General features: G+C 60.1%; 20 protein-coding genes and 1 tRNA gene. 6 read left to right on the forward strand and 15 right to left on the reverse strand.

Annotation, left to right across the window (positions count from 1 at the left end):
• Positions 1-25: 25 nt before the first annotated feature.
• The 5 genes from NAV33_RS08535 to NAV33_RS08555 all read right to left on the reverse strand — a co-directional run bounded on the left by NAV33_RS08535 (position 26) and on the right by NAV33_RS08555 (position 6,654).
• Complete coding sequence (locus NAV33_RS08535) at positions 26-859, reverse strand: energy transducer TonB (protein WP_423836656.1); 834 nt, start codon at positions 857-859, stop codon at positions 26-28.
• Entirely contained in the window at positions 856-1,314 is a 459-nt protein-coding gene (tolR, locus tag NAV33_RS08540) for a protein TolR (RefSeq protein WP_255978901.1), read from the reverse strand. The genes NAV33_RS08535 and tolR overlap by 4 nt, the downstream gene beginning before the upstream one ends.
• A gap of 12 nt (positions 1,315-1,326) precedes the next feature.
• Positions 1,327-2,040 carry a protein TolQ gene (tolQ, locus tag NAV33_RS08545; RefSeq protein ID WP_255978903.1) on the reverse strand — a complete coding sequence of 238 codons (714 nt, stop codon included), beginning with the start codon at positions 2,038-2,040 and terminating at the stop codon, positions 1,327-1,329.
• Between the two features lie 101 nt (positions 2,041-2,141).
• Positions 2,142-4,076 carry a phytase gene (locus NAV33_RS08550; RefSeq protein ID WP_255978905.1) on the reverse strand — a complete coding sequence of 645 codons (1,935 nt, stop codon included), beginning with the start codon at positions 4,074-4,076 and terminating at the stop codon, positions 2,142-2,144.
• A 97-nt stretch (positions 4,077-4,173) separates the two neighbouring features.
• Positions 4,174-6,654: a TonB-dependent receptor gene (locus tag NAV33_RS08555; RefSeq protein WP_255978907.1), complete on the reverse strand. Its 2,481-nt coding sequence runs from the start codon at positions 6,652-6,654 to the stop codon at positions 4,174-4,176.
• Between the two features lie 716 nt (positions 6,655-7,370).
• Between NAV33_RS08555 and NAV33_RS08560 the strand changes: the two genes are divergently transcribed.
• Together NAV33_RS08560 and NAV33_RS08565 are read left to right on the forward strand one after the other, a co-directional pair.
• The gene (locus tag NAV33_RS08560) at positions 7,371-8,282 is read left to right on the forward strand and encodes a GGDEF domain-containing protein (RefSeq protein ID WP_255978909.1); all 912 of its coding nucleotides are present in this window, start codon (positions 7,371-7,373) and stop codon (positions 8,280-8,282) included.
• Between the two features lie 11 nt (positions 8,283-8,293).
• A complete protein-coding gene (locus NAV33_RS08565; RefSeq protein ID WP_255978911.1) occupies positions 8,294-9,319 on the forward strand; it encodes an AraC family transcriptional regulator in 1,026 nt (341 codons plus the stop codon).
• Positions 9,320-9,443: 124 nt separating this feature from the next.
• Here the strand turns inward: NAV33_RS08565 and NAV33_RS08570 are convergent, their stop codons facing one another.
• Positions 9,444-9,632 carry a hypothetical protein gene (locus NAV33_RS08570; RefSeq protein WP_255978913.1) on the reverse strand — a complete coding sequence of 63 codons (189 nt, stop codon included), beginning with the start codon at positions 9,630-9,632 and terminating at the stop codon, positions 9,444-9,446.
• A gap of 214 nt (positions 9,633-9,846) precedes the next feature.
• Between NAV33_RS08570 and NAV33_RS08575 the strand changes: the two genes are divergently transcribed.
• Complete coding sequence (locus NAV33_RS08575; protein WP_255978915.1) at positions 9,847-10,020, forward strand: hypothetical protein; 174 nt, start codon at positions 9,847-9,849, stop codon at positions 10,018-10,020.
• An 83-nt stretch (positions 10,021-10,103) separates the two neighbouring features.
• Here the strand turns inward: NAV33_RS08575 and NAV33_RS08580 are convergent, their stop codons facing one another.
• The 7 genes from NAV33_RS08580 to dapA all read right to left on the reverse strand — a co-directional run bounded on the left by NAV33_RS08580 (position 10,104) and on the right by dapA (position 16,425).
• Positions 10,104-10,523, reverse strand: coding sequence for a hypothetical protein (locus NAV33_RS08580; RefSeq protein ID WP_255978916.1), 420 nt, complete (start codon positions 10,521-10,523; stop codon positions 10,104-10,106).
• Positions 10,524-10,531: 8 nt separating this feature from the next.
• The gene (locus NAV33_RS08585) at positions 10,532-11,983 is read right to left on the reverse strand and encodes a GMC oxidoreductase (protein WP_255978918.1); all 1,452 of its coding nucleotides are present in this window, start codon (positions 11,981-11,983) and stop codon (positions 10,532-10,534) included.
• A 194-nt stretch (positions 11,984-12,177) separates the two neighbouring features.
• The gene (locus tag NAV33_RS08590; protein ID WP_255978920.1) at positions 12,178-12,825 is read right to left on the reverse strand and encodes a hypothetical protein; all 648 of its coding nucleotides are present in this window, start codon (positions 12,823-12,825) and stop codon (positions 12,178-12,180) included.
• A gap of 344 nt (positions 12,826-13,169) precedes the next feature.
• Positions 13,170-13,259 (reverse strand) — tRNA-Ser (locus tag NAV33_RS08595).
• A 142-nt stretch (positions 13,260-13,401) separates the two neighbouring features.
• Positions 13,402-14,271 (reverse strand): phosphoribosylaminoimidazolesuccinocarboxamide synthase, encoded by an 870-nt coding sequence (locus tag NAV33_RS08600; RefSeq protein ID WP_255978922.1) that lies wholly within the window; start codon positions 14,269-14,271, stop codon positions 13,402-13,404.
• Between the two features lie 135 nt (positions 14,272-14,406).
• Positions 14,407-15,507, reverse strand: coding sequence for an outer membrane protein assembly factor BamC (gene bamC / locus NAV33_RS08605; RefSeq protein WP_255978924.1), 1,101 nt, complete (start codon positions 15,505-15,507; stop codon positions 14,407-14,409).
• 39 nt (positions 15,508-15,546) lie between these two features.
• Complete coding sequence (gene dapA, locus NAV33_RS08610; RefSeq protein WP_255978926.1) at positions 15,547-16,425, reverse strand: 4-hydroxy-tetrahydrodipicolinate synthase; 879 nt, start codon at positions 16,423-16,425, stop codon at positions 15,547-15,549.
• A gap of 220 nt (positions 16,426-16,645) precedes the next feature.
• On the opposite strand from dapA, the gene NAV33_RS08615 reads away from it, so the two are divergent.
• Positions 16,646-17,206 carry a glycine cleavage system protein R gene (locus NAV33_RS08615; protein WP_255978928.1) on the forward strand — a complete coding sequence of 187 codons (561 nt, stop codon included), beginning with the start codon at positions 16,646-16,648 and terminating at the stop codon, positions 17,204-17,206.
• A gap of 14 nt (positions 17,207-17,220) precedes the next feature.
• Entirely contained in the window at positions 17,221-17,694 is a 474-nt protein-coding gene (locus NAV33_RS08620; protein ID WP_255978930.1) for a peroxiredoxin, read from the forward strand.
• Between the two features lie 159 nt (positions 17,695-17,853).
• Here NAV33_RS08620 and NAV33_RS08625 read toward each other — a convergent pair whose 3' ends face one another.
• Positions 17,854-18,105 carry a sulfurtransferase TusA family protein gene (locus tag NAV33_RS08625; protein ID WP_255978932.1) on the reverse strand — a complete coding sequence of 84 codons (252 nt, stop codon included), beginning with the start codon at positions 18,103-18,105 and terminating at the stop codon, positions 17,854-17,856.
• A 107-nt stretch (positions 18,106-18,212) separates the two neighbouring features.
• Here NAV33_RS08625 and NAV33_RS08630 point away from each other — a divergent pair, with 107 nt between their 5' ends.
• Positions 18,213-19,643, forward strand: coding sequence for a M48 family metalloprotease (locus tag NAV33_RS08630; RefSeq protein ID WP_255978934.1), 1,431 nt, complete (start codon positions 18,213-18,215; stop codon positions 19,641-19,643).
• A gap of 91 nt (positions 19,644-19,734) precedes the next feature.
• On the opposite strand, the gene nadA is transcribed toward NAV33_RS08630, so the two are convergent.
• Complete coding sequence (gene nadA, locus NAV33_RS08635; protein ID WP_255978936.1) at positions 19,735-20,793, reverse strand: quinolinate synthase NadA; 1,059 nt, start codon at positions 20,791-20,793, stop codon at positions 19,735-19,737.
• Positions 20,794-20,848: the final 55 nt, after the last annotated feature.

The raw sequence follows: 20,848 nt of genomic DNA on the forward strand, positions 1-20,848 counted from the left end.
ATCTGGCGAATGGAACTGCTGCGCATCACTGGATGCGGTAATGGAAGGTGTTCTTCACTTCGGGGACGGCCACGGCACGACCGTCGACGATACGGGGCTGATAGCGAAAGCTCTTGGCGGCGGTGAGCGAGGGCCGGATGAACAGCGGATGGCAGTCATCCAGGGCTTTCGGGTTCTCGATCCGCCCCTGCGAATTGACCGAATAACTCACGGTGCAGTTGCCCTCGATGCCCTTGTCCAGCGCACGCTGCGGATAATCCGGCGCGTCCTTGGCGATTGGCAGGTATTGACGACTGGCAGCCGCGGCCTCGGCCTGGCGCGCCCGTTCCGCGGCTGCCGCTTCGGCCTGTGCAGTCTGTTGACGCTGCTGTTCCTCACGGGCCAGTTGCTCACGACGTTGGGCTTCGCGCTGTTGGCGCTCGGCCTCGAGCCGTTCCTGCCGTTCGCGTTCAAGTTGCTGTTTTTGCTGTCGCTCTCGCTGGCGTTCCTCTTCGGCCAAACGTTCCTGCTCAGCCCGCTTGAATGCCAACTCGGCCTGTTCGAGTCGATGCTGTTCGATTCGCGGATCGACCTGCGGTTCCTCGGCCGCCTCTCGAGCCACGACCGGCTCCGGCAATGGCATCGGCTCGGGCTCGACAGGCGGCGCGACCACCGGTTGCGGAGCCGGCAAGCTGACCAACTGAGTCTTGAGCACCTGAGTCGCACTGGGTGCCGTCAGTTCGGGCGTCCAGCCATGCAGCAGCAAGCCGAACACTCCGAAATGCAGCGCCAAGGTCACCACCGCAGCACTGGCATGGCTGGGCCACTGCGGTCGGGCGACGGGAAAGCTATTGGGCAGAGGCATGCTCAAACTGCTCATGGCTCGGCCAGCCCAGGCGCCTCGGTGATCAGGCCGAGATTTACCACACCACCGCGCTGCAGTTCGGCGATCCCAGCCACCACTCGACCGTAGTCAGCCGCATCATCGGCACGCACGTAGACCTGGGTGTCGCCGCGCTCGGCGATGATCGCCGCAACCTTCTCGCGCATTTCCTCAAGGTCGATGGCGCTGTCGGTCTGGTCCTCGGCGTTCAGCTCGTTGCCCAGGTTCCAGTAGAAGCCGCCATCGGCCTGCACCGAAAGGGTAAGTATTTGCCGCTCATTCTCTGTGGGCATCGCCTCGGCGGCGACCTTGGGCAGCTCGATCTTCACGCCCTGCACCAGCATCGGCGCGGTGACCATGAAAATAACCAACAACACCAGCATCACGTCGATGTACGGCACCACATTCATTTCGGCCTTGGGGCCGTGTTTACGCTGTGGTTTGACCAGCATGGCGGGGCTCCTTCAGGCGGCTGCGGCGACGCTGGGCGCCCCGGCATGCAGGCGACGATGCAACCGCGCCTGCAGTTCATTGGCAAAGCTGTAGTAGCGAGCGCTGAGGGTCTGGCCGCGGGCGGAGAAGCGGTTGTAGGCCATCACCGCCGGGATCGCCGCAAACAGGCCGATGGCCGTGGCGATCAATGCTTCGGCGATGCCCGGAGCGACTGTGGAGAGAGTGGCCTGCTGCACCATGGACAGGCCGAGGAAGGAATTCATGATCCCCCAGACGGTGCCGAACAGGCCGATATAGGGGCTGACCGAACCGACCGTGGCGAGGAACTGCAGGCCGCTTTCAAGCCGCTCTTCCTGCTCCGCGATGGCTACATAGAGGCTGCGCTCGACACCCTCGATCACTGCGTTAGGGGCAATGCCCGGCTGGCGCTGCAGCTGGCTGAATTCCTGATAGCCCGCGAGAAAAATTCGCTGCAATGCCGCTTCTGTGGGGAGCTCCTGTTCGCTGCCCTCGCGATACAGGTGCGCCAGTTCACCACCGCTGCGAAAACGCTGTAGGAAGCTCTTGAGCAATTGTTCGCTACGACGCAGCGCAGCCCCGCGCCGGATGATCAAGTACCAGCTGAAAAGCGAGGCCAGAACCAGAATAACCATGACGGCCTGCACCACTAGGCTGGCGTCGCTGATCAGTCCCCAGACCGACATGTGTTCAAGGGTGCTCTGCATTGTGTTTCCTCCGGGCCGTGCGACGCGACGGCCTTATTGGATTGCATTCGGGTTACGTTGCGATGACAGCCATGCGCAACCAATGGGCTATCGCTTGAGGCTCAGTCCAGCCCCAACGCCTCGGCGACCGCCGTCCAAGGCACATACTTATAGTTCTGCGACCCTTCGGGCATGCGCTTGCGACCGTCCTGCACCACTATCAAGCCACGGCTCCAGATGCCGCCGAGGTTGGCCGAAGTGACCTCCAGGCCGTCGGTTTCCGAGGCGCCATCAATGCCGCGCTCGGCATTCAGGCCGACCCGGAAGGCGCCACGCACCGCATAGGGCGCCTGGGCGTCGAGCACGAGGTAGCTGTCGTTGCCCTGGCTGGAAACCACCAGGTAATCGGCTTTTTCGCCTTGATAGATCGCCAAGCCCTCGACATCGTCATGCAGCGGGCCGCCGACGCCGATGACCTTTTCCAGCGCTGCCGGCGCATCGCTGCGCAGATCTAGCGTCCACACCGCCGCGTCTTCCTCGCCGACGTAGAGCCGCTGATTACGGTCGTCCGCTACACAACCTTCGGGCTGGCTGGCCACCTTGAACTGGCGCACCTGCTCGCCGCGCGGCGTGCCGCTGGAGCCGTCAAGGCGGTATTGCAGGAAGGTGCCGTCCTTGTCGTTGGCGATGGCATGAATGGCGCCCTGACTGTCCTTGAACATGCACAGGCCATAGATATCGCTGAACGGCGTGTCGATTTGGCCGATGTCGCTCAGCTCACCGCTGCGTTGGTCAACGGCGAATAGATGAAGACTGTTGTGATCGCGATTGCTCGCCACGGCGAGGTCGACGCGCTTACCGCCGAGCGCGAAGCCGGAGCGCAGATCGACGTTGTTCAGTCGCCCCACCGGCAGGTACTGAAGCTGCTTGCCGGCCATGTCGTACACGGCCAGCCCGCCTTTCTTGTCGGTACCGAGCACGCGGCTGCTGCCTGGATCGCTAGGGTTGACCCAGATCGCCGGATCGTCCGCCGCATCGCCCAGATGAGGTACTGGATCGGTCTGCACTGTCGCTGCCAGCGTTGGGATGACAGGCATCGCGGCAGGCGCTTGCGGACGCCAATCCAGACGAGCCACGTGTGCACCACGTTCATCGGTCAGCAGCACCTCAAGGCCGCGGTCGGTGAACCGCGCGCTGACCTGCTCCGGCTCATCGAACCCGTCCAGCGGGATCACCTGATGGCTGCGCCAGTCATCGCCGTCACGCTGATAGAGGTGCAACGCGCCCGCTTCCGGGTCCAGAGCCAGCAACCCGCCCGGCACCAGCGCCATGCCGGACGCGGCTTCGGCAATGCCGCCGAACGGCTGCACGATATCCACCGGCCGGCGCAGCAGCGGCGCTTCGGCGTCAGCTGCGTAGTTCCAGAGGCCGACGCTCTCTTCGTTGACGATCAGCTCACCGGCCCGATCATCGGCCTGGCAATAACTGCTTCCCGGAGGCAGGCTCAGGCCACGTACACGGCGAGGTGTCGTCAGCAGTTTCTGGTCAGCCGCCACCAACCATTGCTCGCCGATGCCTTCCTCGCCGATCAGAAACACGTAGCCGTTGCGCGCGGCGTCTCTATACAGGCACAGCCCTTCGATGGCGAAGTCCGTCTTCGGAACATACAGCGGCTGGCTCCAGCGATGCTGGCGATCGAGCCCGAGCAGCACCGCCTGCTGGCGCTTGCGGTCGAGTGTCGCGATCAGCAGACCCTGCTCGCTGGCACGGTGATCCAGGCCCTCGAATCGACCCTCGAAAGCACTGAGTGCCGCGCCTTTCACGTCCAGTAGCTGCAAGCCGCGCGAGTCCGGGCGAACCAGCAGCTGTGAAGCGCCCGGCCAGAATGCGTCGTTGCCGATCAGCTGGGCGCTTTCCGCTTCGAGAGGTGCGTCGCTCGCCATGCTCAGCGTCGCTGCGGCCCTTTCGACAGGGGCCGGTCCGGCACCCGACTGACAAGCAGCCAGTGCAATACAAAGGCCCAGCATCAGTGGTTTTTTAAGCAAGGTTACGTCCATTGTTTTTCCGGTCAGCAGCCGCTGACCGACACCGGTCCAAAGGGGAACAGAGCGGTGCCGGCGCGGCATAAAAGTCGAAGTCGGTAGAAGAGCCAGGTCAGAAATGAGTCAGGGTCAGGCCGAGCTTGTAGGTCGGGCCGTATTCCTCGTACTGCGCGTTGTAGTTGCTGCGCCCGGTGTAGACGAAGTAGGACTCGTCGGTGAGGTTCAGCGCCTCGACCGTCAATTGCAGGTTCGGCGTGATGAAGTAGCCGGCCTTGAAGTCGAGGAACAGCTGCTCATCGGCGTAGAGGTCGTGAGCTTCGTCGTCGACGCCGGACACCTCGGCCAGGTACTCGGATTTGTAATTGGCGGCCAGGCGCATGTTGAAGACGTCGTTTTCCCAGCCGACCATCAGATTGCCGACCGTATCGGAGTGGTTCGGCAGATCGATGCTGCGCTGACTGCCCTGCCCTTCGATGTCCGCGTCGGACTTGCTGAAGGTGGCGTTGGCGCCGAGCAGTACGCCATTCCAGGGTGCAGGCAACCAGTCCAACTTCTGCGAATAAGCCAGCTCCAGGCCATATAGCTTGGCGCTGCTGCCATTCTCAAAACTCAGTGCTTCGTCGAAATCGGCCCACTGCCCGCTGCCAGCCAGGTCGGTGTTGTAGATGAAGTTATCGATGTCCTTGTAGAACAGATAAGCCGACACGGCGCCGGCTCGGCCCATGTAGTGCTCGATGCCGAGGTCGTAGTTCATCGACTCCAGCGGCTTGAGGTCGGGGTTGCCGAATTCGGCATCTTCACCGTCGATGACGAAGCCGGGCGCCAGTTGCTCGAAGGTCGGGCGCACCACCGTATTGGTCCACGCTGCGCGAAGCTGGGTGTCGCGCGTCAGCTGGTAACGGACATGCAGTCCCGGCAGCCAGTGATCGTAGCGGTTGTCGCTGGAAATGGACTCGAAAGAACCGTCGCGAATCCCGGTGCCCTTGGCGCTGAACTCGGTGCCTTCGTAGCGCAGGCCGGCGATGACGCGCCATTTGTCCAGATCCAGGGTATTCATGAAATAGGCGGCGTTGATGTCCTCGGTCATGTCGAAGTCGTTGATGCGCGACTGCTCTTCGTCGAAGAACTCACCGGCATCCAGTCCACCGATCAGCCCTTCTATCGCGCCTGCGCTGATGCCGGGACCGAAACGGTCGAGCGCGTAATCGACGTTACCGCTTTGGGCGTCGGCCAGCGTCACGCCATCGAAGTCGTCATAGAGCCAGATATCGGCATCGTTGCTCTTGTCGCGGCGGCTGAGCTTGCCACCAAACTTGAACTGCGAGGCATAACCCTGAATATCGTATTCACGGGCCAGATCGAGACGGATGTTCTTCTCACGGTCGCGGGCATCGCTTTCTTCCCATTCCACTTCGTCAAGCTCGAAGCTCGCCGGATCGTAGAAAGACGAGTCGACGCTCAAGCGCGGCTTTGTGGTGCTGGAAAAGCCCGCGTCTGCGAAGTCGCCTTCAAAGGTCGCGCCGGCTATCCCGCCGGGATTGCGTTCTCGGGCCTCGCTGTAGCCAGCCTGACCGCTGAGGGTCCAAAGGCCCACCATGCGCTCGCCGCCGAATACATAGGATTGGATGGTCTGGGTGTCTTCACGCGATTTCAGTTCGCGCCAGCCCTCGGCGTCGCCCAGCTCCCCTTCGAGCTGCGCGTCCGCAAATTCGACACCGGCACCGTTGCGCGTCTCGGTGTCCTTGAAACGGCTGTAGAGGGTGCGCAGGTAATAGTTGCTGACGTCGTCCGGCTTGTAATCGAAATTGAGGCCGACGCCAGCGCGCTCACGGGTGATCTCGTAGTCGCGCTGCTCGAATTCTTCCAGCCGGGCGCCGTCCTCAAAATCCCAGGCACCACCGGTTTCGACGTTATCGGAGCCGAAGTCCCGCTCCTGCCAACTCAGCGCCGCCGCAACACCGAAGTTGTCGACGCCATCACCCAAGCTGAAACGGTTGCTGAAAGCACCGGAGAACTTCGGGCTGGTCTTGCTGACGTTCTCATCGTAGCTGCCTTCACCGCTGATGCTGTAGAAAAGGCCGTCGTGATCGAAGGCGGACAGACTCTCCACCTCAATAGTGCCGCCGAGGGAGTTGGCGTCCATGTCCGGGGTCAGGGTCTTGACCACCGAGAGCGACTGCACCAGCTCTGAGGGCAGCACGTCCAGGGCCACGGCGCGCCGGCCGCTTTCCGGCGATGGGACCAGGGTGCCGTTGATGGTGACGCTGTTCAGATCGGGTGCGATGCCGCGCACGCTGACGAAGCGGCCTTCTCCCTGGTCGCGCTCGACAGAGATACCGGGAATGCGCTGCAACGCTTCGGCGGCGTTGTCATCCGGCAGCTGGCCGATGCCGTCGGCGTGCACCACGCTCTTGACACTGTCGGAGCTGCGCTGCTCCTTCAACGCCTCGTCGATGCTGACGGCTTGGCCAATTACCTCGACGTGCTCCATGACAAGCGGCTCCTCGGCCCAGGCCGAACCGGCACTGATGGCGAGGGCCAGCAGGCTGATACGGAATCCTGCATGGCGGATGCCGCTGCGGTATGTGTTCATGAACAATCCCCCGAACGCTGACTACCGGGTCCATCCCGGAACTGCAGCGGACGGTAGGTGGGGGATGTGGCGGTTCTGTGACAGGGTTTGGCGCTGGGCCAGATATCTGGACTTTGGCGTGTAGTTCGATTGGGTTTTGAGCTGAATTGACCTGTTTTGTTGGATAAGCGAAAGGACCGTAGGGTGGGCTTCAGCCCACCACGTGAAGATCAAACACTCCGTCACGGTGGGCTGAAGCCCACCCTACGATGCTGAAGGGGAACGATGTCCGAGCTGTCCTCAAGCCGTTTTTCTTTATCTTTCGAATTGGCTACAGCCTCACAGACGACTCCGAATGCCCCATTAGGAGGGTGAGTGGAATCGTTGCGTAAGGGGTTGAGCCGCATGGATGCGGCGAAAGGCTTAAAGGGCCATGGATGGCCCTTGTAAGCCGACCCCTAAAGCAACGATGGAGCGAACGAACCCGGAGCGAAGCGCAGGGCCGGATGCAGGGGCAAAGCGTTTTTGGTTACTTTTTCCGCGCCTGGAAAAAGTGACTCGCCCAGCAGGGCGAAACCAAGCCATAGAGCAACTCCCAATTCGACTAACTCTCAAAACACGCCCAACACAGATAAATCCCCTGAGCCAAAACAACCCCCTTCCCATTCATCCGACCGTCACATTCGTCTGTTTTCGTGCGCTCACGCATTGACGCAAACCCTCGCTTCGGAGACCCGATGAAATTCCTGAGACTCCACGCCCTTCCCCTGCTCGGCCTCGCAATAGCAGCCAACTTCGGCCTGCAGGTCTACCTCGCCACGGGGCAGATCAAGACCTGGGCCGAGATCAATTGGATGGACGTGGCAGGCGAAGGCGGCTCGGCGATGCTGGCGCTGGCCTGGTTGACCATGCTCCTGCACAGCCGCCCGGAAGGCCGGGTGACACGGCTGCTCGCGCTGGGCTTGGCGTGCGTGTTCTTTTCCTGGTGGATGGATACATTGGACGAATTCATCCAGCTACCGGAACTGGCGATCTGGGACAACTGGCTGGAGACTGCGCCGATGCCCATCGGCCTGGTGTTGCTGACATTCGGCATCTATCACCTGAACCAGGAACAACGCGCCATCAGCCAGCAGATGAGCAAGCGCGAGAAGCTGTTTCGCGAGCACCGCCTGTTCGACAAGCTGACCCCGCTGGGCGCAGCCGAATACCTGCGTCAACACGTGCAGCGAGCGCTTACCCAGGCACACGCGGAGCAGCAACCGTTGTCGTTGGTGGCGGTGGATCTTGATGATTTCAGCGCACTCAACCAGCGCTACGGCCAGGCCGAGGGCGACGCCGTTCTGCAAGCGATGGCGCAGCTGCTACTGCTTAACCTGCGTAGGCAGGACCTGCTCTGCCGCCTGGCTGGGGATCGCTTCGTCGCGGTGTTGCCGAATACGGGTGAAAGCCAGGCCCTGCACATCGCAGTTGAGTTGCAGAATGCAGTCGCCAGCCTGGCGCACAAGACCGGCCAGCATGGCGAGCGTGTCCACCTGAGCGCCTGCACCGCAACGGTGATGGCCTTCGATGAGGATGTTGAGCAACTACTCAAGCGCCTTAACCTGAGCCTCGCCAAGGCCAAACAGCAATTGCCGCGCTGCGCTTGAGGAGCGGGACCATGGCCATCGGCTACGAATGCGATACGCGTTTTATCGCCGCGCATCACCAGCCGGCGGTGCTGATCGATCTGACCCTCGCACGCGGGATCGACAGCCATCAGCTGCTCCGTGGCAGCGGGCTGTTCTATGAGGATGTTACCCGTGGCATCGCCCGCATCAGCCCGGCGCAGTTCATCACGCTGATCGGCAACGCTGGCCGCCTGCTGGATTCCGATGACAGCAGTTTCCTGTTCGGCCAGCGGCTGCTTCCCGGCCATTATGGCGATGCCAGCCACGCCTTGGCCCATGCTTGCACGTTGCACCAGGCGCTGGAGCTGCTGTTGCGATTTCGTGCGCTGCTGAGCCCGTTACTGACACCTCGTCTGCTCTTCGACGACAAACAGGTCCACTTGTATTGGGTCGACAGCTGCGGCGCCAGCGAGCAACAGCGCTTCCTCGCCGAGGCGAGCCTGACAGCCGTGGTAGCAATGAGCAAACGTCTGTCTGGAGAGCGCTTGCCCTGGCGCTTTCATTTCGATTATCCGCAACCACGGCATGTTGAGCAGTACTGGGTGCATCTGGGCGAGCAGCTGGCCTTTGGCAGTCAGCTGACGATGATGAGCCTGCCACGCGAATATCTGCACACGCCTTGGCCGAACGCCTCGAACACCGCCGGCCAGGTCGCACAACAGGCCGGCTGTGCTCAACTGGCAAGCCTCGGTTGGCACGGCAGTTTTATCGACGGGTTATATGAGCATCTACACGCCAACATCCGTAGGCCGTTGAACCTTGAGCGCGTGGCCCAGGCATTCGAAATGAGCCCGGCTTCGCTCAAACGCAAGTTGCGCAAGCACGGCACAGGCTTTCAGGATCAGCTCGACTTGGTGCGCAAGCACGTGGCGCTCTATCTGTACCAGATGAAGGGTTACAGCAACGAGGAAGTGGCGAGTTACCTCTGTTTCAACGACACCACCAATTTCCGCCGCTCTTTCAAGCGCTGGACCGGCTTGGCACCTAGCAGCCTACGCCGGTTGTTCGATAGCTAGAGCGAAATCCCGCGGCGACGTCAATGCGTCTTTGAGTAAGGCCTATCTGCCCGAAGGGGCGCGGCCCGTTTAGCTTGCTGATGATTTGAACCGCCAAGCTGCTCTTGGCTTGCTGATTTTTGCTCTATGGCGCAGAACGATTTTCCACGCGACTGTCATCCAACCTTTCGCTATCGAGCGATACCTGTAACGACCCAGCGTCGTTCTTAAACTGCTGACGGCCCAATACCGTGAATGCTCGGCGCAGCAAAAACGCTGCAACACCAGCCACAGTCAAAAACGCGATCAACACCGGTACGGCCTGTTCGTTCATTGCGCCTTGTCTCACCAGAGTGGAAAGCCTCGCGGTCGCGATGGCTAAGTGATACTACAACCTATCCATCCTGAGACCAACGGCGCGGCAGCGGTGCTGAAGAGCGCCCAGACAAGTGGCTGCAGGAAAAACCGTATTCGTGCGAGACGAATCGGTCTGTCGTTGGTCCTAGATCGTGGATTAACGAACAACGCCAGATAGCTACGGGGGCAAGATGAACCGGGACTACACCAGGCAATATCACCAGCTACGTACCCATATTGATCGCATGCTCGGCAACGGCGCGGTGATCGCGGAGAGAGCACCCCTCACGATCAGACGTGGGGATCAGCTTTTTCGGGTCTCGTGCGGGATGTTGATTGGCGAGCAGGCGCTCGCCGATCGCTAAAGGAACGAGCCAACCCAACTGCACGCCGAGGCATGAACAATGCTGCCTCTTCGCAATTGTCGAGCGCCGTCGCACAGTGTGCGTCAGCTCAGCCCGTCGAATTTCGCGTAAGGATTGCTGCAGGGCAGTCTGTAGCCGAGAAATGTCACGGTGGGATTCGCTTCGTGCTGGCGTCGCAGGTAGTCGGTTGAAACCATGAAATCCGTCAGCAACCTGCGCTCGAAGTTATCCACGCGAAGATCGGTATAGGCGCTACCGACACCAGTCTCCTGACGAATCTTGTACAACCCCATCAACGCCGTGAGCTTCTCCGAACCATAGTGTCCGGCCAACGCATCGACAAACTTTCGCTGATCTTCTGCGGCCATCTGGAAGTCACCAACGAGCTGGTGCAACAGCTCAGGGATGAACGCCTGACGGTCCTCATACACCCAGGCTGCCGAACCGACGGCAGCAAGACCAAGCGTGGCGGCGGATGACAGCAACAACGTACGACGCTTCATGGCATTCCTTAGCTATACAGTAGATCGGCAGCGCGAATGGACAAGGCCGCGGCGGTCAGGCTGGGATTCGCCGGCGAGCAGCTCGGGTAGGTTGCCGTCCCCACCACGACCAGATTCCTCATTTGATGATGCAGCATTTGGCCGTCAACCACCGAGCCGTCATCAGCCTGCCCCATACGCAGCGTGCCCTGAACGTGCGACTCGGTCAGTCGCCACTCCCTGAAATTGATCGACTCGACCGGCAGCGGCGCGAGCAGCTTTTCCAGGCTATCCAGGCCGTACTGCACCCCCTTCATGCCGTAATCGGACTCGCCTCGATAGTCGATGATCGCCTGCCCGCTCTGTGAATCGATGAGGACGCGGTTCTCGATGTTCGGCAAATCCTCGCTGACCAGCATCAGTGGCAGCGTCTGGCTCCAACGGCCGCGCTCCGGACGCAGGCCGTAGGGCCAGCGGTTCTCGAAATAGACCAGGCAGGCCGAGTGATCCTTGCGGAAATCACCGTCGTAGAGCGAATAGTTCAGCCCGGTGGTGATGGTGCTGCCATCGAAATTGCCGAGGCCGTCGAGGTAAACCTCGACGTTAGCGCCGACCTGCTCATGCAGGCCCATTCCGGTTTCGCCGAAGGCGATGTCCGAGCGCAACAGGATCGCCGGGCTCTGAATAGCGTTGGCGCCCAGCACGAACAGATCACCGAACACCTTGAACTCGGTACCGTCGGAAAGAAGCGTCGCTCCCTTGATGTTTTTGCCCTCGTATTCGAGCGTGCGCACCTCGGTCTTCAGGCACACGTCCACCTTGGGATGGCTATACAGCTCGGCCAGGCCGTTCTGCGCGGTGAATTTGGCGTTGACCGGGCACCGGTTGCAGGTGGCATTGGCGCAGCAAACCCCTCGGGTTCCCGTGGCCACGCGGGCACGCCCGGTCGGCATGATGAAGTGGTGATCAGGCATCGCCTCCTTCATCAGCATGTCGATCGAGGACCCCTTGTGGGGAGGCTGCGGAAATGGCTGGCTGCGCGGCAACACCTTGGCCATGTCCGGGTCACCAGCAATCGACATGATCTGCTCGGCTTGACAATAGTAGGGCTCGAGATCGTCGTAGCTCAGCGGCCAGTCGTTGCCGACCCCGTAACGAGTACGAGTAGCAAAGTCGCTGGGGTGCAACCGAGGGGTCTGTGAGAACCAACAATTCATGCCGCCGCCGAGCGCGATGGTGGTGTTCCAGGGCTTCTCGCCGCGATTATCGTAAGTGGATTCAGGTGCGATCGCCGAATTGCTCTGGGTCTGGATCTGCCAATCCCAGGGATGAAAATCGCCCCACTCGATGATCAGAGCGCGCCCGGTAAGGTGCTTCAACGCTTCGGTAAGAAAGAAGCTGGAACCAAAACCAGACCCGATAACAATCAACTCATAATGTGCCTTATCGACATCCCTTGCGCTTACGCGGTTGATTTCCACGAAACTACCCTTCCATATCGCAACCTTGTCCGCGGACAAGCTGCCTGATCAACAATTCGCGCAGCCGCTACTCGCTGCGCGTCGCAAGCCTTTCCTAACCGCATCTGGGCTCCGCTCGGCAGCACGTTGCCAGGTTAAGGTGACCGGCCAGCAGTACTTAAGTTCCGCTCCGGTCGTTGCGTCTTGCCAGGCCGTCAATCATCAAGCGACTCCGACAGCCAGCGGCGTACTCTTCTGCGATCACGGCGCGACGTCAGCTGATGAGTGAAGGGACTCTCTGGAACCAGCGTGCACTCTGCCTCGCCGAGATCGCGCAGGCGAAACCGACGCAAGACGCCCAGCGGGTGTCGCTCGGGGCCGTAGAACGCAACCGCGCGAATTTCCAGCGAATGAAATTGCCAATCACCAACCGGCCGGTGGCCTTCCAGCTTGATGCCATGCAGCTCCGCTACGCGTCGCAACATGTTCTGAAAGGTGCCGATGTGAGTGAACTCACCGCTACGCAGCGGGCCTTGGTGTGTGGTTTGGTGAATGATCAAGTCGGGGGATACATCGCCCTCCATGCTCTGACGAATGTCGGTGACATCGACCTCCAATGGCCCTTGGGAGGTTTCAATGGAAACCACCAATTGATTGATGAACATAGGCTCGGCGCTCATGTTGGAAATCAGACACAGCGAGCCCAGCCCCTTGCCGGCGCCACGGTTGATGATGAGACTCGGCTTGCGTTGCCGCCTGAAGTTCAATAGCAGCAGCTGTGCATAGAACACCCACACAAGAAGGGTGCTGCTGGAAATAATCAGCGAGATCAGTTGGTGATTGCTTGTTAGCCATTCGATCATCGGAAGCCTCGATGGGTTATCAGTTGCTGAGACAGCACACTGTCCACGCCGTGCCAACTTCGATCGCACGACATCGAGTAACAGCCATCTTTCGGATCGAGAACAAACGGCTATTAGAACCCGGCAGGGCTGATCCAGACGCACGCATGACCTAGCAAGTCAGCGACAACCGAACAGGATGAAGAGCGGAATGGCATAGAGAATGACGTAACGAGACAGGATCAGAGCGGAATAAAGCGGCGTCGAGCGGCCTAGAAATCGCTCTTTTCGCCCCAAGCCAGACTCCACAAAAGAAGAAGCCCCGCTGCGCGCTAGGCGGGGCGGGGCTTTCAGGTTTCGCAATATGGCGGAGAGATAGGGATTTGAACCCTAGGAACAGTTGCCTGTTCAACGGATTTCGAATCCGTCCCGTTCGGCCACTCCGGCATCTCTCCAGCGGCGCGCATCATAGCAGTTCGTAAGCAATTGTCGAACCCCCGCGAGCGTGCTTTTTTCTCGTTATTCAGCGTGTTGCGTTGGCCTAGGCCAGTTGCCTTCGGCGGTCGCTTAAGCCGGTTCTAGCCGAGACACGAGCGATCAGGCAGTCAGGCGCGTCAGGGCTTCGCGATACTTGTCGGCCGTCTTCTGGGCGACCTCGGCAGGCACCGGCGGTGCTGGTGGTTCCTTGTTCCAACCGGTGGATTCCAGCCAGTCGCGAACGAATTGCTTGTCGAAACTCGGCGGGCTGATACCTTCCTGATAGCTGTCGGCCGGCCAGAAGCGGCTGGAGTCGGGTGTCAGCACTTCATCCATGAGGGTCAAGGTGCCGTCTTCATCGAGGCCGAATTCGAATTTGGTATCGGCAATGATAATGCCGCGAGTGGCCGCATATTCGACAGCTGCGGCGTACAGCGCGATGGAAGTATCACGTACCTTCGCTGCCAATTGCTCGCCGATAACGGCTTCGCATTGTTCGAAGGAGATGTTCTCGTCATGATCGCCGACGGCGGCCTTGGTGGATGGCGTAAAGATCGGTTGCGGCAGTTTGGCCGCTTCCTTCAACCCGGCAGGCAACTGGATGCCGCAAACGGTTCCGTTCCTTTGATATTCCTTCCAGCCTGAGCCGACGATGTAGCCGCGTACGATGGCTTCAACTGCAACCGGCTTCAAGCGCTTGGCGACCACCGCACGGCCGTCCACTAAGGGCAGCTCGCCCGCCGCGACCACGTCTTCGACTTTGTCGCCGGTGAAGTGGTTGGGTACCAGGTACGCAAGCTTGTCGAACCAGAAGTTGGAAATCGCAGTGAGAATCTTGCCCTTCTCCGGTATCGGCTCGGCGAGGATCACGTCGAATGCCGAGAGCCGGTCAGTGGCGACCATAAGCATGCGCTTGTCGTCGATTTCGTACAGGTCACGGACCTTGCCCGAGTAGATTTTCTTCAAACTGAGGGCGTTTGGAGTAGTCATGGCGATTCTCGCGGTTACCGAACCATCGATACGCTGCCGAAATCAGCGAGCCGTAACAGTGGGTCTGTCATCAAACGAAACAGGCGAAACCGAATGGTTTCGCCTGGATTGGCTGGAGCTGGCTGCATCGAAGAATCAGCCCAGGTTGTCCTTGAGCATATTCAGCACGCGCCGCGCCACGTCCGCTGGGGCGATGGTATCGAGATCCTTATCGAGAGTGACTTGGATGTCGTCGTTCACATCCGTCACACGGAGCTGATAACGCTCGGCGCGGGCCTCGATCTCCTCACGGTCTGGCGCCCCGCCGAACAACCGGGAGAAGAAACCAGGCTCGTCGTCTGGATTCTCCGCGCCTTCAGCCAGGTTGATGTAATAAACGCCTAGGCTTCGATCCAGGTCTTCGACGAGGATGTCACTCGCGGCCAGTGCACGTCCGACACTCGACCAGGCGCGGTTGAAGTCGGTATCGAGTTGCAACACTGGAGTACCACTGCCGGCTTCGCTGAGAGTTACGCGGCTAGGTGCGTCGAACTCGCGCTCGGCCAGCAGGGAGGCCGAGCCGCCTTGCGCAGCGCTGTTGGTCAAGCCAGCCTGCAACTCGTCGAGCAGCACGCGATCAAGTTCAGCGTTGGCAGTGGTTTCAGGCCAGGCGACGTCGGCGCTGCTGCCTGCCGGACGCTGGACACTAAGCAAATAGATTTCGCTGGTATCGCGCTGCACGCCCGGCTCAACGCGGACACGGATGCGGGTCTCGCCGTCGCCTAGACCGAGATTGCGCACTAGCGCCGGAGCCAGTTGATCACTCGTCTGCCAGGCGGTAATAAATTCACCGGTTTGAGGGCGCTCTTCGGCGATCTGGAAACCGTTGTTGGTAAAGAATTGCCGGGCCGCAGCCCAAACCAGCGAGGGCGCGCGCATCGCAATCAGCCAGCGCGCGTCTTCTGACGTCTGCAGGCTGAATTCGCTGGTTTCCTCGGCAATCAGCAGCCGCTGCGGGCGCGGCACTTCGTAGTCACCCGTAACACGGGTATCAGACACCTGCTGGGGAATCGGTAGCAGTGGCTCGATTGGACGCAACTCGGTGCCGGCAGGGACTTGCATCGGAGCAACTTGCCGCGCTTGCAGATAATCGCTACCACGGTCGCGGAAATATCCGTCTTCGCCCCACAACCAGCCACAACCGCTGGTTCCAGAGATGATCAGGGCTAGGGTCGAGAGTCCGGCCAGTCGCTTCATGCGTGTTCCTTCATTAATAAACCAGTACACCGGATATCTTCAGGCCAGCACACCGGACTGGCGCATAGCCTGGCGCAGGGGTTCCTGGCAACGCTGGCTGAGCCAGGTCAGGGGCAGACGAATACCGTCAGGCATCAAACCCATTTCATGCAGCGCCCACTTCACCGGGATCGGGTTAGCCTCCATGAATAATGTCTGGTGCAGCGGCATTAGTAATGCATTGATCGCACGTGCCTTTTCCGCATCGCCGGCAATGGCGGCGGCGCATAGCTCGCTCATGGCGCGGGGCGCGACGTTTGCGGTGACGGAAATATTGCCTTTGCCACCCATCAGCATCAGTTCGACGGCGGTAGCGTCGTCGCCTGAATAGACGAGAAATTCCTTACTGACGCGATCGAGCACTTCCTGGCCGCGCTTGAGGTCGCCGGTCGCTTCCTTGATACCAATGATGTTGGGCACCTTGGAGAGCCGCTCGACAGTCTCTGGCAGCATGTCGCAGGCGGTACGACCGGGAACGTTATAGAGAATCTGCGGAATCGCCACGGCTTCGGCAATATGACGGAAATGCAGATACATGCCTTCCTGGGTCGGCTTGTTGTAGTACGGCGTGACCAGCAGGCAGGCATCGGCACCTGCCGCTTTGGCATTCTCGGTCAGCTCGACGGCTTCACGAGTGGAGTTGGCGCCGGTGCCGGCAATAACCGGAATGCGACCGTTGACCTGATCCACCACCCGGCGGATCACCTCGATATGTTCAGGCACCTCGAGCGTTGCCGACTCACCAGTGGTGCCGACCGCAACGATTGCATTGGTGCCTTCCTGCAAATGGAAATCCACCAGCTTGCTCAGGCTATCCCAATCAAGGCCGCCCTGCGCGTCCATGGGAGTGACCAACGCCACCATACTGCCCGCAATCATGCAATCACTCCTGCCGGAAAAAGAGAGGCGTAATGGTACAAGGCTCCTTTGCGCTTTGCGAGTACGCTGGATGCATCCCTGTAACCAGACCGGCCACTGCGATATCGATGTGCTTTTCGCACATCGCCCGTGCACGCATTCCCTCCACTGACGCTTTTCGCTACTCTTAGCCGTTTTCGGCTTGGCTGGCCGTCCGATTCACCTACGCCAGGAATGCTGCATGTCCACCCCTCCAGTACCCCGTGAACAGTTTCTCGTCATCAGCGCCATGGGCCGTAGCCCAATGGAGCTCACCAACGTGCTCTGCAGAGCCAGCAACGAGAACCGCTGCGCCGTGGTCAGCACGCGCCTGACCCGACATGGCGAGTGCTGCGCATTGGTTCTGGAAATAACCGGAACCTGGGACGCCCTCGCTCGCATGGAGACGGCGCTACCGGGTCTGGCAAAAAAACATGAGTTCACCACCAATGTGGTGCGCAGCGAAGCCCTGGAAACCCGCCCGCAGGCGCTGCCCTACGTTGCGTATGTCAGCTCGGTCTACCGTCCGGATATTCTCAACGAGCTGTGTCAGTTCTTTATTGACCACCGCGTCGAGCTCGAGAGCCTCACCTGCGATACCTATCAGGCGCCACAAACTGGCGGCACCATGCTCAACGCAACCCTGACCGTAACGCTACCGGCGGGTACGCAGATCAGCTGGTTACGTGATCAGTTCCTGGATTTTGCCGACGCGCTGAATCTGGACGCGCTGATCGAACCCTGGCGCCCGCAGAACCCTTGATAAGGACGAAACCGATGCCCGTGGAAATCGACCAACCCGTTCCATCCTTCCAAGCTCAGGCGACCGGCGAGCAACAGATCAGCCCCGAAACGCTGAAGGGCAAGCAGGTGGTGTTTTACTTTTACCCAAAGGACAACACGCCGGGCTGCACCACCGAAGGCCAGACGTTTCGCGATCTGCACGAAGCGTTCAACGCGGCCAACACGCTGGTATTCGGCATTTCGCGGGACAGCCTGAAAACTCATGAAAACTTCAAGGCCAAGCAAGCGTTTCCGTTCGAGCTCATCTGCGACAAGGATGAACAGCTCTGCCAACTTTTCGACGTGATCAAGCTGAAAAAGCTCTACGGTAAGGAATACATGGGCGTAGACCGCAGCACCTTTCTTGTCGACAGCGACGGCGTCCTGCGTCAGGAATGGCGAGGCGTGAAGGTTCCCGGGCATGTCGAAGCCGTTTTGCAGGCCGCTCAGGCGCTGCATCAGCAATAAGCAGAAGGCCGGCGAAAAAGCCGGCCTTTCTCGTTCTAGATCATATCGGTACCCGCTCGACCAGTCACCGATTGCTGGCGATCCTTGGGTAGAAGCAAAAGAGACTGCCATTCCACCAGATCCGCGGCAACTCGTTGTTAAGCACGTATTTTTTGGCTCTCAGGCCTTGCGCAGCCAGTAACGATAGAGCCCATCATCCACTTCCTCATGCAACAACGCATGGCCGGCCAGCTTGGCGAAACTGCGCAAATCCCGCTGTGAGCCCGGGTCCGTCGCAGTAATCTTCAGCACCTGACCGCTGTTTAGTCGATTAAGCTCCAGTTTCGCCTTGAGCAGCGGCATCGGACAGTCCAGCCCAATCGCGTCCAGTTCGGCGTCGCAGGCAGCGCCGGGCGCACCCTGTTCAGTCATGATCATCTCCTCAAAAAGAGGCGCAGAATACCGAGCTGCACCCAGCCCTGGCCAGCTACCCAGACACAAGGCTACAGTAGCGTTCCTGCTTTGATGAGCCAGTCTGGATGAAATTGCTGCGCCCTACTCTGCTGACGCTAGCGTGCCTAATCGGGCAACCGGCTATGGCCAATGATCTGCCCTCCCTCGGCGATTCCAGCTCTGGCATCGTCTCGCCGGAACAGGAACATCAATTGGGCCGAGCCTGGCTCAGTCTGCTGCGCGGCCAGGTCCCGCAGCTGTCGGATCCTTTACTCAAGGATTATTTGGAGCGCAGCGTATATCGCTTGGCCGAGACCAGCCAGTTGCAGGATCGGCGCCTGGAATTCGTACTGCTCGACAGCCCACAGCTGAACGCATTTGCCGCACCGGGCGGCATCATCGGCGTCAATGGTGGGTTGTTTCTCCATGCGCAGACCGAAAGCGAATACGCCTCGGTGCTGGCACACGAATTGGCGCACCTCTCCCAACGTCACTTTGCCCGTGGCTTGGAAGCGCAGCAGCGCATGCAACTGCCATTGATGGCGGCGATGCTCGCCGGGGTAGTCGCGGCAGCGGCCGGCGCGGGCGATGCGGGTATCGCCGCGATTCTTTCGACCCAGGCCGCCGCTATTCAGGCACAGCGGCGCTTCTCCCGGCAGAACGAACAGGAAGCCGACCGCATCGGCATCATAAATCTCGAACGGGCCGGCTACGACCCGCGGGCGATGCCGGAGATGTTCGGTCGCCTGATGCGGCAGTATCGCTACGATCAGAAGCCGCCGGAGTTCCTCCTCACCCACCCGGTCACCGAATCGCGCATCGCCGACACCAAGAACCGCGCCGAGCAATATCCAGAGGGCGGAGTTGAGGACAGCCTGCGTTACCAACTGATGCGCGCACGAGTGGACCTGAAATTCGAAAGCACACCAGGGCTCAGCGCCAAGCGCTTCCGGGCCATGCTCAGCGAAGATGAGACTCTCGACGCTGCCCGTTATGGGCTGGCGTTGGCGCAGATCAAGAGCGGTCAGCTCGACGAGGCTGCCGCCAGCCTGCAACCGTTGCTGAAGAAGGAGCCGGACGACATCACTTACAACCTTGCCCAGATCGAGCTGGACATCACCGCGAATCGCCTTACCGCAGCACGCGAACGAACCCAACACCTGCTCGAGCTGTACCCCAGCAGTTACCCAGTGCGCCAGACGCACATTGACCTGCTGATCAAGGAGAACAAGCTGCAGGAGGCCGAGCGAGAACTGGACAAGCTGGTCGCAACCCGCCCCACGGATCCGGACATTTGGTACCAGGTCTCAGAGATCCGTGGCCTCACCGGAAATATCATCGGCCTGCATCAAGGCCGCGCGGAATTCTTCGCGCTGGTCGGCGATTACGACAAAGCGATTGAGCAGCTGGATTTTGCCAAACGCCGCTCGAACAACTTCCAGACAGCCGCACGTATCGACGCCCGACAGAAAGAATTGATCGAGGAGAAGCGAATGGTCGAGGAGATGTTGCGCTAAGACTTAGCAGCGCCGAACAAGGCGCCGCTTTCGATCAGGCATGAACGAAGCAGGCAATACAGGCGCAAAGCTCGCGCTGTGTCACGAGGAATCAGGCGTTACCGGCCTGTTTGATACGCGCCGCCTGGGTGAAGTCCAGCATCCGCTTGAGAGGCTTGATCGCTCGCGGGACTAGTGCAGGATCAACGAAAATCTCGTTACTGCCAGTACGCAGACAATGCAGCGTCCGTTCCAGAGTGTTCATTGCCATCCACGGGCAATGGGCACAACTGCGGCAGGCGGCACCGCTACCAGCAGTGGGCGCCTCGACAAACGCCTTGTCGGGACACAGCTGCTGCATCTTGTAGAAGATGCCGCGGTCGGTGGCGACGATAAAGGTAGGATTCGCCATCGTCTGCGCCGCCTTGATCAATTGACTGGTGGAGCCAACCGCATCCGCCAGCGCGATCACCGCTTCCGGCGATTCCGGGTGAACCAGAACGGCGGCATCTGGATACAATGCCTTCATGTCTTCTAGCTGCTTAGCCTTGAATTCCTCATGGACGATACATGCGCCATCCCATAGCAGCATGTCGGCACCGGTTTCGCGCTGCACGTAGCTGCCGAGGTGCTTGTCCGGCGCCCAGATAATTTTCTCGCCGTTGTCCATCAGGCTTTCAACGATTTCTAGCGCGCAACTCGATGTAACCACCCAGTCGGCCCGCGCCTTAACCGCCGCCGATGTGTTGGCATAGACAACCACGGTGCGTTCTGGATGCTGATCACAGAACGCCGAGAATTCCGCCACGGGACAGCCGAGATCCAGCGAACAGGTTGCGTCCAGAGTGGGCATCAGCACCCGCTTTTCAGGATTGAGAATTTTCGCCGTCTCACCCATGAACTTGACGCCGGCGACAACCACCGTCTTCGCCGAATGCTCATTGCCGAACCGAGCCATCTCCAGCGAATCGGAGACACAACCTCCAGTTTCCTCGGCCAGCGCCTGGATTACCGGATCGGTGTAGTAATGCGCCACGAGCACCGCATTCTGCCTCTTCAGCTCGACAGCAATATCGCTGCGCAACTGCGCTTCCTGCTCGGACGAGAGCGGCTTGGGTTGCTTGGCCGCCAAATGAGCCTGCACAAGAATGCGTTCGGGTATCTGCGTCATGGTTCGCGGGTCCTACAAAACACGTTATTGCATGAGATGGCCGAGTATAACTCGG

The organism is Stutzerimonas stutzeri (assembly GCF_024448715.1).
Classification (GTDB): domain Bacteria; phylum Pseudomonadota; class Gammaproteobacteria; order Pseudomonadales; family Pseudomonadaceae; genus Stutzerimonas; species Stutzerimonas stutzeri_AR.